The sequence below is a fragment of the Paenibacillus sp. genome (assembly GCF_035645235.1).
GTDB lineage: Bacteria > Bacillota > Bacilli > Paenibacillales > YIM-B00363 > Paenibacillus_AE.
In genome coordinates this window covers 16,430-27,479 of the sequence record NZ_DASQMZ010000172.1, presented here as the reverse complement: position 1 = coordinate 27,479, position 11,050 = coordinate 16,430, and the positions used below count along the sequence as shown (strand labels likewise).

Below are 11,050 nucleotides of genomic sequence, written 5' to 3'. Positions count from 1 at the left end.
TTGCGCTTCGCACATTCGTCCTAAGATGGGGGAAAGCGGCATACATCGAGACTGAAGGAGGCGCAATCGGCATGAATATTGATTTATCCGGCAAACTCGCGCTCGTGACGGGCGGCAACGCCGGCATCGGACGAGGCATCGCGTTCGCTTTGGCGGCCTGCGGGGCGGACGTTGCGGTCACGTACATGAACAATAAGGAGCAGGGAGAAGAGGTGGCGCGGTCGATTCGGGAGCGGGGAGGCCGGAGCGAAGCGTTCCGCCTGGATGCGACGGATGCGGCGCAAATCGAGCGCCTCGTCGATGAGATCTCTACGGCGTTCGGCCGTTCCGCCGATATTTTGGTAAACAACGCCGGCCATCTGATCGCTCGCGTGCCGAATCTCGACATGACCGAGTCGCATTACGCGAAGGTCATGGACGTGAACCTGAAGAGCTGCGTGCTGATGTGCAAAGCGTTCGCTCCGGGCATGAAGTCGCAAGGGGGCGGCAGCATCGTCAATGTCACGTCGGTAGCGGCCCATAACGGCGGCGGCGCCGGCGCCTCGGTGTACGCGGCGGCGAAGGCGGCCATGATCGCTTACTCCAAAGGGCTCGCCAAAGAAGTCGCCGGCGACGGCATCCGCGTCAATCTCGTCTCCCCGGGCTTTATCGGGCGGACGGCGTTCCACGACACGTTCACGCCCGACGCGGCGCGCAAGGCGACCGTACAGGGCATTCCGCTCGGTCGCGAAGGGACGCCGGAGGACGTCGCCATGGCGGCGTTGTTTCTAGCCTCCGACATGTCCGCGTACATTACCGGCGAGACCATCGAGGTCAACGGCGGCATGTTCATGCGATGAGAGGGAGCGAAGGGATGGAGCGCATCATGGAGAAGACGTTGTTCGAACCGAAGAGCGGACCGCTGACGGTGCAATATGTCCCGGACGAGGAAACGCCGGCAGCGGAAAATCCGCCTCGCTTCACGTGGATGGCCGGTACTTGGGAAGAAGAACGGTATGCGCTGCAATGGTCCACGGACGAAGCGTTCGAATCGGACGATACCGTAACCGTCGGACCGCTGCCTTACAACTTCTTTACGCCGGATCACGTTTTCGCGCCGGGCGCGTATTACTGGCGATACACGTTGTGGAAGGACGGAGGGGCGTTCGGCCCGTGGAGCCGCACCCGGCGCTTCGAGGTCGCTCCGGACTTGCCGGAGACGCCGCTGCCGAGCCGCGAACGGCGCTATGCCTCCACGTCGACGGCCCATCCGCGACTATGGCTGGACGGGGCCGGCATTGAAGCGCTGCGCGAGCGCATCGCGACGGACCCGGTCGGCAGCGGCTGGCAAGCGTTCTACGAAAAATCGGTGCTGCCGTGGGCCGGGCGGGAGCCGATTCCCGAGCCGGAGCGCTATCCGGACAATGTGCGGGTAGCGAAGCTGTGGCGCAAGATGTACATGGATTGCCAAGAAACGCTGTACGCGATTCGCCATCTGAGCATCGCCGGCGTCGTACTGAAAGACTCGACGCTGCTGGCGAAGGCGAAGCGGTGGCTGCTTCATGCCGCAGCCTGGGACCCGGCGGGCTCGACGTCTCGCGACTACAATGACGAAGCGGCGTTCCGCGTCGCCGGCGCGCTCGCTTGGGGCTACGATTGGCTCTACGACGAGCTGACCGACGAGGAGCGGAACGCCGTGCGCGCTTCGCTGCTGACGCGGACTGAGCAAGTGGCGTTCCATGTCATCGAGCGCTCGAAGATCCATCACGTCCCGTACGATTCCCACGCCGTTCGCTCGCTGTCGTCGGTGCTGACGCCGTGTTGCCTCGCGCTGCTGTTCGAAGAGGAACGCGCGCGGGAATGGCTCGATTATACGGTCGAGTATTTCTCGTGCCTGTATTCGCCGTGGGGCGGCGCGGACGGCGGTTGGGCCGAAGGCCCGATGTATTGGACGACCGGCATGGCGTTCGTGACGGAAGCGATCAACCTGCTGCGCAAATGCACCGGCGTCGATGTGTACCGTCGCCCGTTCTTTCGCAAAACCGGCGATTTCCCGCTATATTGCTATCCGCCGCACGCGACGCGGGCGAGCTTCGGAGATCAGTCGACGCTGGGCGACCCGCCGAGCCTGAAGACGGGCTTCCTGATGCGCCAATTCGCGGGACTGACCGGCAACGCGTCATATCAATGGTATTTCGAGCGCGTAAGGGAGAGGGAGTCCGACGAAGAAGCCGACACAAAGTTCTATAACTACGGCTGGTGGGACTTCCGCTTCGACGAGCTGATGTATAAACACGACTTTCCCGAGGTGGAAGCCGCCGACGCACCGGACGTCGAGCCGCTGCGTTGGTTCCGCGACATCGGCTGGGTCGCCATGCACCATCAAGCCGACGATCCAGGGGAGCATGTCATGCTGCTCGCCAAGAGCAGTCCGTACGGCTCCATAAGCCATAGCCACGGCGACCAAAACGGCTTCCTCCTTCACGCCTACGGCGAACCGCTGGCCATCGACAGCGGCTATTACATCGCGTTCGGCAGCACGATGCATCTCAACTGGCGCCGGCAGACCCGCTCGAAAAACGCGATCCTGATCGACGGCGTCGGCCAGTACGCGGGCCGCGACAAGGCGCTGAACATCGAGGCGACCGGGCGCGTCGAAGACGCTTGGCACCGCGACGGCGTCGGGTATGCGCGGATGGACGCGACGAACGCCTACCGCATCGAGGTGCCGTACGCGAAGCGGGTCGTGCGGGAGCTGTACTTCGTCGGCGGCTCCTATGTCGTCGTCGTCGATCACGTAGACCTGGAACGCCCGGGCGTCGTCTCTTGGCTGTTCCAGACGCGGTACGAGAACGAGCTGTCCCGGCTGACGTTCCGCGTAAGCGGCGACCGGGCGGAAATGGTCGGCCGCTTCGTCTATTGCTCCTCCGGCGACCTCGAGCTAAGCCAGCGCTGCGGCTACGAAGACGTCGATCCGGCGGAAATCGAGGGGCTCCACCGCCACTGGCGGCTGTCGGCGACGACGCGGCCCGCGGCCTCGCACCGGATCGCGACGTTGCTCGCGCCGATGAAGAAGGGAGCGCCGAAGCTCGTCTCCACGTTCCTCGACGATCAGGATCACGGGGTGCACATCTACTTCACCGAGCACGGCGTCACCAAGCGGATCGAAATATCTAAAGCGTATTAACGCCGTTACGAAAAAGACCCCCACCCCCAAGCCCCCGTCCGACCGCCGGGACCGCGGCTCCGGCGGTCGGGGGTCTCCGAATGTCTTTACGACCTGTTTCCCTTAGCTCAGCGGTTTGCCGCGCACCTTGCCGCCAGCCTTGCGAGGCGCCTCGCATCTTTAGGACTTGTTTCCCTTGGCTCAGAGGGGGGCATTGACGATGGGGAAATATGGAAGGAAATACATTGCGGCAAACCCTGTCGGCCCGTCTGGAAACGCGTCATGACTGAGTAAGGGGAAACAGGTCGGAAAGCATGTGACGGATATAAGTTGGCAGCGAAGGGGACGTGCGGCTGAGCAAAGGGAAACAGGTTCGAAAGTGAGAGCCGGGGATCCATACGGTAGCGAAGGCGACGCCAACGCTGAGTCAAGGGAAATAGGTTCGAAAGGGAGAGCAGGTACAAATGGTGGCGAAGGGAGCGTAATGGCTGAGTAACGGGAAACAGGTCAAAAAGCGTGGGGGGAGGCGGGTAACGGAAGAGGTGGGAAAGTCGGGGGATTAGGGAAAAGTCGGGAAAAGCAAGGGGGCGGGAGCGCGCTAAAAGATGCGGCGCTCCCAGCCGGTGAGCTTGGCGACTGCCTCGAAGAAGAAGTAGTCGCCGTAGATGAGCGAGACGTTGACGTTTTGGCCGGCGGGGCGGTGGCCGGTGGCGCCGCGCAGCAACGCTTGGTCGGCCGGGTCGTCCCAACGGGCGTAGCCGGCGTCGAGCGACGCGAGCAGGCGGATTGCCGCGTCCCGGTAGGCGCGGCCGGCGAGGCCCGGCAGCGCCTCGGCAAGCTCGAGCAGCCCCGAGGCGGCGCAAGCCGCGGCGGACGTGTCGGGCGGTTCGCCTTCGCGCGGGACGACGCGGAAGTCCCAGAGCGGAACGCCGTTCTCCTCGAGCGAGGAGAGGAAGAAATCGGCGATACGACGGGACGCTTCGGCGTATCGCGTCACGCCGGTGAACCGGTGAGCGACGGCCATGCCGTACAGCGCCCAAGCGGCGCCGCGGCTCCAGTCGGAATCCGGGCCGAAGCCTTGGCCGCCGATCCAGCCCAGGAATGCGCCCGTGGCCGGGTCGAAGCTCGCGATATGCGCGACCGAGCCGTCCTCCCGGACGAACCGTCGGAGCACGGTGTCCGCATGCGCCATGGCGACGTGCCGGAACCGCGGGTCGCCGAGCTCCTCCGACGCCCAAAACAGAAGGGGCAAATTCATCATGGAGTCGATGATCGCCCAGCCCGCGTTGTTTCGGTTCCAGGCCGTCGGATCCGAAACCTCGTTCCACGCGCGCAAGAAGCCGCCGGCGATATTAAAGCGCCCAGCCAGGAAGTTGGCCGCGAACAACCCACGCCGCCGCGCGTCTTCGTCGCCTGTAAGCTTGAATTTGATCACGGCGGTCGGCAAATATTGAAAGCCGACGTCGTGGTGGAACCGGTTCGGCTCGAGAAAGCGGCGCTCCATGCGCTCGTCGTACGGCCACGCGGCGTCCCGGAACAGCGTTCGGCCGGTCAGGTCATAGGCGATCCAGAGCATGCCCGGCCAGAAGCCGGACGTCCACCAGTCGATCCGTTCGTCGTCGTACGTCCCGTTCTTTGCGACGTGCGGACACGCGTCGGCGAGCCGCGAGGCGTTCGCCGTCACACGCGACAGGATGTTGCGTTGCAACACCTCGAGATCCATCATTCCATTCCTCCGCTCAACATTTACGTTCCCGCTTCAGTATAACGCCGGAATACGCGGCAAAATAGAACGATCGTCAGGTGATCTAGGGTTTATTTTGGATGCCGGCGCCCAATTGCGGAAACCGCGAAAGTATGACATATTGGAAAGAAACCGGTCCCGCCGAAGTCGGTCGGGAACGGAGCTTTGCCGCAAGGAGCGGATGACGCATGGAACTGCCTCCACACGCTTTCTTCGACCATGAATTCAATGCTTCCCTCCTGAGTTTTCCGGTGTACTGCGCGAACAAGAGCGTCGAACCGACGCTTCAAGGCATGCATGCCCACCACGGCTTCGAGTTTCAGTTCGCCTTTTCGAACGAAAGCGTGGTGAGCGTCGGGGCATCGGCGTATACGGTGAAACCGGGACATGTCATCCTGATCCCGCCGCTCGTGTACCATACCGTGAAGCCGCTGCAGAAGTCGGTCTATCGAAGAACGATTCTCTCCGTGGAGGAGACGTACTTCCGAAGGTTGGCCAAATCCGAGACGGACATCGGCGAGCTGCTGCAGGCTTGGTTTCCCGCGGAGGAGACGCTACCCGTCGAATTCGCCATCGAGAAAAGCGAGCTTTACCGAATTCGGGAGCTGCTGCTCGAACTGGAAGAGGAGCTTCGGTTACGCCGGGAAGGCTTCGCTTTGTTCGTCAAGAGCTTGCTGATTCAAGTATTAGTTTTGCTCGGCCGGGGGAGAGCCCGGGCGACGGAACGCGCCGACGAAGCTTTGTCGGCGGACATTCGCGAAATTTGCGAGAGAATGGTCGAGCATATTCGGGAATCTTGCTGCGAGCCGCTTCAGGTTTCGGAAATCGCCCGATCTTTCCACGTCTCCAAGTCGTACATGTTCAAGGTATTTAAAGCCTATACCGGGTATACCCCTCACCAATACCTTACGATGCAGCGGATTTACAAAGCGAAAGAGATGCTCGAAAACGGAGGCGAATCGGTGACCGCCATCGCCGCCCGAACCGGCTTCAACGATTCGTCGCATTTCATACGCACCTTCAAAGAATCGACCGGGATGACGCCGGCGGAGTATAAGAATATGACGCACCGCGGATCGGCTCCGTAAAGCGGAGCGTTTTCCGAAAGTCGGGTTGAAAGCGGTTGCGGACGATTGTACCACACGTTGTGGAGGATTATGCTAGCTTGCAAAGACGGGTCCCTGATACGCTTAAAGCAGCAAGACGATTCCGCAGCCACGGGGTGATCCGCATGAAAGATGAAATAATAGTAGATCTTAACGATTACAGCTTTCTAGAGATAGAGCGAACGCGGCATAAAGGCATTCTTCGTCCGATCGATACCGACGCATTGCTCAAGGAGCTGTTCTGGCTCGAGTTCGAGTGCTCCCGAATCGCGATGGGCTGGGTGTCCGGCTTCCCGGATTGGGACGTGAAGGGCCAGCTCGTACGGATGAGCTATCTTCATACGGAGCATATGAAGCTGCTCGAAGCTCGCATCAACGAGCTGCCGGGTCCGGGAATCGGGCGACGCGCGTGGACGCCGGGGCATGTCGGCGAGGCGTTCCAAAGACTGTCGCTGGCGCCGTCCGCCGAAGCTTTCGCACTCGGGTATCGCTACGCGCTTGCGCAGCTATATGACAAGTACGGCCGACTCGCTTCGCGGCTCGACCCGATTCTGGACGCGCCGACGCTCGACCGGTTAAAGCATATCGAGGTCGACCGCGCGGAGTTGACGGGATGGTACGCCGAATCGGTTCGTTACGCCGCGATCGACGAGCCGCAGCGCAGAGAGGCGGCCGTGCGATGGGAAGATTACGTCCGCGGCGTATGGTCGACGATGGAGGCGATCGCGCGAAGCCCGGAGGGGGCGAAGCCGGAATGGCCGGGACACCCGACGGATCGTCCGGCGGGACCGATTCCGTCGAAGCCGGCGCATGATCCGCGGTACCCGCTGGTCGATTTAAAGAAATACAAGAGCGCGATGTTCGATCCCAAGTCTCCGACGTACGACAGCGTCAAGCATATGGTGTTCATTAACGCCAGCGAAATGTCCGCCGCCGAGACGATGACGTACTTGTATTACGGTGTGCTTCATATGCCCATGGAGTTTTACTGCGATATGGCCCGGCACACTTGGGACGAGGTGCGGCACAGCCAGATGGGCGTAAGGCGGCTGAAACAGATGGGGTACCGCACCGAGGACTTTTCCTGGCACCCGCCGACGGTGCTGTCGGCCGACAACGTGAAGACCGTCTTCCCTGAATTTTACTCGGCCTTGACGATGGTCATGGAGCCTTGCTCGTTCATTAAGAAGCGCAAGTCGATCGACGCGTTCCTGGAGCACGGGGACCCTCTATCCTCCGTTCAATCGGAGTACGACATCGCCGACGAGCGGCTGCACGTAAACTTCGGGAAGAAGTGGGGCGCCAAGTTGTACGAACACATGGACGATCTCGTCACGGCGCTCACCGTCGAACGTACCGCCAAGCGCATGCACCTTCAAAAGATGGGCTACGCTCAGGAAGAGATCAACGGGGTACTGGATAACTTCCCCGAGTTTTGCGGGTTTGCGACGATGGACTTGGTTTACGACAAATACTAAAGGTTCGCTGCGCTTATATTAAAGGCTGTTTCCCGTCCGACGAATCGGAGGGGAACGGCCGTCTTTCGTTTTGATGCCGCCGCGCAAACGCAAACCGGAATCTACCAAGCGATATAGGTGATGACATGCTCTCCTGGATTTCCCGGTTTCATAATTTCAAGCTGCAGAACAAAATTCTCCTTTCGTTCGCGGCGGTCATCGTCTTGACCGTCCTGCCGGTCGCGATCGTGATTTATCAGGTGTCCGTCAAGACGATCAACAAAAATATCGCCGAGTATTCGCATTACTTGAACGAGCAGGTCGGCATCAATCTGGATAACCGTACCCGCGAAATCGAGGAGCAGGTGTTCCAGCTTTTCGCGAGCTCCGGCATGAACATATCGGGGGAAGCGGGCAGCCAACAATTCGAAATCGAGCAGCTGCTGCAAAGCCGGTACGCCAGCAGCTACATGGCGGAGCTCCTCCTATCCGAGTCGTACTACGAGTCTGTGCTCCTGATCGGCGCCAGCGGCCGGCGGCACCTCCTCGAACGAAGGAACGGGCTGAATTCGGAGGAGCGGCTGCCGGAAACGTTCTCGTTAGAGGCCGTTCAGGAGGCGAGGGGCCGCGCGATTTGGCTTCCCGGAACCGACGACGGGCTCGTCTTCATGGCCAAGTCGCTCTACAGCATCCGTAGCAGCGTGTACGCGGGCACGGTCGTCGTCGGCATCGACAGCGATTACCTTCGGAGTCTCTACACGTCGTTCAACGAATTGACGGACGGCAGCATGTTGATCCTGAACGAATCCAACGAACCGATCATTACGGAATCCCCGGTCCCGGGGTTGCACGCTCATTTTCTAAAAAACCGGATGTACGAGGCGTCCCGAAGCGGGTCGACCTTGTTCCGTTTCAAAGGGGAGGACTATATTTATTCCGTCCTCCGCATGCCCAACGACAAATGGAAGATCGTGCACATCGTCTCCGTCGACCAGCAGACCCGCGGCACCGTGGTCATCCAATTTTGGACGGTGACCGTATTGATCGCCGGACTGTTGCTCGCTTTCCTCTCCTCCGTGATTATCTCCAAGCGTATGACGGAAAACATTCGGCTGCTGATGCACAGCATGAGCCGGCTGTCCGTCGATTTCTCGCACCAAGCCATCGTTCCGAAGAGCCGGGACGAAATCGGCATCTTGGCGGAGCGGTTCAACTCCATGACGGAGAAGATCAACGAATTGGTGAACACGCTCTACAAAGAACAATTGCTGAAGCAGGACGCCGAGTTCCGGACGCTGCAATCCGAGTACAAGACGCTGCAGGCGCAAATCAACCCGCATTTTCTGTACAACACGCTCGAGTCGATCCAGAGCCTGGCGAAGCTGAAGGGCGAAGAGGAAATCGGGGACATGATTTATTTGCTCGGCGCGCTGCTTCGCGACAGTATCGGCAAGAGGAGCGATGTCGTCACCCTGAAGGACGAGGTCGGCTATATATCCAAGTATTTGGATATTCAACGTTTCATGTACGAAGATCGCATCGAAATCATATACGACCTTGACGAGGACCTGATGGACTGCCTCGTGCCGAAATTCATTCTGCAGCCTCTAGTCGAAAACGCCATCGTACACGGCATCGAGCAGAAGCCCGGCAAGGGGGTCGTCCGACTCGCTTCCCGAACCGACGGGACCGACTTGATCGTCGAGGTGTCCGATAACGGGATCGGAATGAGCCGGGAGGAAATCGACCGCGTCATGAACCGGATCGACGCCGTGCCGGAGAAACGGAATCATACAAGCGTCGGACTGATGAACGTACACAAGCGGGTGCGCATCCTGTACGGGGAACGGTACGGGATCAATATATCCGGGAATCCCGGGGAAGGCACGACCATTTTAATCCGGCTGCCGTCTGTGAAGGAGGGCGAGAACTATGAAGAAATCCGTAGTGGTGATTGACGACAAGCCGATTATCCGCAGATCCATCGTCCAGACGATCGATTGGGAACGGCTCGGCTGCGAAGTCGTCGGACAGGCCGGGGACGGCAACGAAGGCCTCGCGCTGCTCGCCGAACGGCTCCCCGACATCGTCGTGACCGACATTCATATGCCGGGGCAAAGCGGCTTGCAGCTGGCGGAATGGATGCGGGCTCATTTGCCGGAGTCCAAGACGATCCTGTTCACCGGCTATCAGGAGTTCGAATTCGCAAAGCAGGCGGTCAAGCTGGGGGTATTCGATTTTATCGTCAAGCCGTTCCAAAACGCGGAATTAACGCGCGTGATCGAACGGGCGGTGGAGGAAATCGATGCAGAACGGCGGCAAGGGGAGCAGGCGAAGCTGCTGCTGCAGGAGGTAACCCGGCTGGAAATGCGGCACGCCTCGTCGCTTCGCGCCATGCGGAGCCTCTGGTTCGAGCAGCAGACGGAAGGCCGGTCGGAGGGGCCGGAGGAAAGCCGAAGGCGGATGGAGGAGCTTCGCATTGCCTTCTGCCGTTATGCGCTTCTGGCGTTCCGGCCGACGCTCGAGAAGTCGTCGGAAGGGGCGGAATGGCGAGAGCGGCAGGAGGAGATGGCGGAGCTTGCCGTCCGTCTGTGCGAACGCGACGGGCTGGACGCCATTCCGGGAAGGCGAGGCGGCGATTTGGTCATCGCTTGCCTGTGGCAGCGCGTGCCTGCCGTGCGGGAAACCGGGCAGAAGCTTGCCGCGATCGCCGAGGAATGGATTCGCGAAGCGGAGCGGACGACGGGTTTGAGCTTCCGCGCCGCCTACAGCTCCGTCTATCGCTCCGTGCAAGAGATGCAGGAGGCTTATCTCGAAGCGAGCAAGCTGCTGGATTCCGGCTTCTTCCATAGCGAGGAGTCGGTGCTGTCGGCCAAGCACGGGCAGGGCGAGAGAGGACGCGCGCGGACGAAATCCTCGATCATGCAGGACATCGAGAAATACGAGAAGAGCATCGAATCGATGCCCTTCGAGGAAGTCGCCGCGGAGACGGAACGAATCGTCGAGCAAATTCGGTTATACGCAGAGGGCAATATAACCGTCGCCAAGGGGCTCGTCTCGGAAATTTGCCTCGCCGCGGCGCGGTATTACTTCCGGACGACGGGAGACGAGCTCGGTCTCGGCCGCAGCGTCGATCTGCTGCTCGAGGACATCTACGGGATGAGCAGCCTGAAGGAAGCGTCCGATTATATGACCGAGCTCGTCCTGACGATTCGGGGCAAGCTGAAAGGGGAGGAAAAGGGGTACAGCCTGATCGTCAAAAACATTCTCGAATATTTGCAGGCGCATTACGCCGAGCCGCTTACGCTGTCTTCCGTCGCGAACCGATTCGGCATCAGCGCAAGCTATGTCAGCCGCTTGCTCCGGCTGGAAACCGGCATCAACTTCGTGGATTTGGTGGCGCGCGCGCGAATCGAAGCGGCGAAGCGGCTGCTGCGGGACCCCAAATACAAGGTGAACGAGGTCGGGGAAATCGTCGGTTATCCGGATTATTCCTACTTCTATCAAGTGTTCAAAAGAGTCGAAGGCTGCTCCCCCAAGGAGTTCAAAAATCAAAGTCGAAATAACTAATAAAAGCGCAATTTTCTCTTATAGCAAT

Annotated in this window: 7 protein-coding genes; 6 read left to right on the top strand and 1 reads right to left on the bottom strand. The window is 60.2% G+C overall.

Translation table 11 applies throughout. From position 1 onward, the window contains the following. Positions 1 to 71: 71 nt before the first annotated feature. Both VEZ38_RS16735 and VEZ38_RS16730 read left to right on the top strand, forming a co-directional pair. Positions 72 to 839 (top strand): glucose 1-dehydrogenase, encoded by a 768-nt coding sequence (locus tag VEZ38_RS16735; RefSeq protein WP_324895447.1) that lies wholly within the window; start codon positions 72 to 74, stop codon positions 837 to 839. A gap of 14 nt (positions 840 to 853) precedes the next feature. Further along, positions 854 to 3,166 (top strand): DUF4962 domain-containing protein, encoded by a 2,313-nt coding sequence (locus tag VEZ38_RS16730; protein ID WP_324895445.1) that lies wholly within the window; start codon positions 854 to 856, stop codon positions 3,164 to 3,166. A 577-nt stretch (positions 3,167 to 3,743) separates the two neighbouring features. Here VEZ38_RS16730 and VEZ38_RS16725 read toward each other — a convergent pair. Next, positions 3,744 to 4,871, bottom strand: coding sequence for a glycoside hydrolase family 88 protein (locus VEZ38_RS16725; protein WP_324895443.1), 1,128 nt, complete (start codon positions 4,869 to 4,871; stop codon positions 3,744 to 3,746). A 206-nt stretch (positions 4,872 to 5,077) separates the two neighbouring features. On the opposite strand from VEZ38_RS16725, the gene VEZ38_RS16720 reads away from it, so the two are divergent. The 4 genes from VEZ38_RS16720 (at position 5,078) to VEZ38_RS16705 (ending at position 11,022) form a co-directional block, all read left to right on the top strand. Further along, the gene (locus VEZ38_RS16720; protein WP_324895441.1) at positions 5,078 to 5,977 is read left to right on the top strand and encodes a helix-turn-helix transcriptional regulator; all 900 of its coding nucleotides are present in this window, start codon (positions 5,078 to 5,080) and stop codon (positions 5,975 to 5,977) included. Between the two features lie 143 nt (positions 5,978 to 6,120). Continuing rightward, positions 6,121 to 7,473, top strand: a complete 1,353-nt coding sequence (locus tag VEZ38_RS16715; RefSeq protein WP_324895439.1) for a DUF455 family protein — start codon at positions 6,121 to 6,123, stop codon at positions 7,471 to 7,473. Between the two features lie 125 nt (positions 7,474 to 7,598). Then, complete coding sequence (locus VEZ38_RS16710; RefSeq protein ID WP_324895438.1) at positions 7,599 to 9,410, top strand: sensor histidine kinase; 1,812 nt, start codon at positions 7,599 to 7,601, stop codon at positions 9,408 to 9,410. Beyond that, positions 9,385 to 11,022, top strand: coding sequence for a response regulator (locus VEZ38_RS16705; RefSeq protein WP_324895436.1), 1,638 nt, complete (start codon positions 9,385 to 9,387; stop codon positions 11,020 to 11,022). The genes VEZ38_RS16710 and VEZ38_RS16705 overlap by 26 nt, the downstream gene beginning before the upstream one ends. Positions 11,023 to 11,050 lie beyond the last annotated feature (28 nt).

Bases quoted from the DNA above. Each gene is read 5' to 3' on its own strand.
- VEZ38_RS16735 (WP_324895447.1), top strand. From the start codon at position 72: ATGAATATTGATTTATCCGGCAAACTCGCGCTCGTGACGGGCGGCAAC.
- VEZ38_RS16730 (WP_324895445.1), top strand. From the start codon at position 854: ATGGAGCGCATCATGGAGAAGACGTTGTTCGAACCGAAGAGCGGACCG.
- VEZ38_RS16725 (WP_324895443.1), bottom strand. From the start codon at position 4,871: ATGATGGATCTCGAGGTGTTGCAACGCAACATCCTGTCGCGTGTGACG.
- VEZ38_RS16720 (WP_324895441.1), top strand. From the start codon at position 5,078: ATGGAACTGCCTCCACACGCTTTCTTCGACCATGAATTCAATGCTTCC.
- VEZ38_RS16715 (WP_324895439.1), top strand. From the start codon at position 6,121: ATGAAAGATGAAATAATAGTAGATCTTAACGATTACAGCTTTCTAGAG.
- VEZ38_RS16710 (WP_324895438.1), top strand. From the start codon at position 7,599: ATGCTCTCCTGGATTTCCCGGTTTCATAATTTCAAGCTGCAGAACAAA.
- VEZ38_RS16705 (WP_324895436.1), top strand. From the start codon at position 9,385: ATGAAGAAATCCGTAGTGGTGATTGACGACAAGCCGATTATCCGCAGA.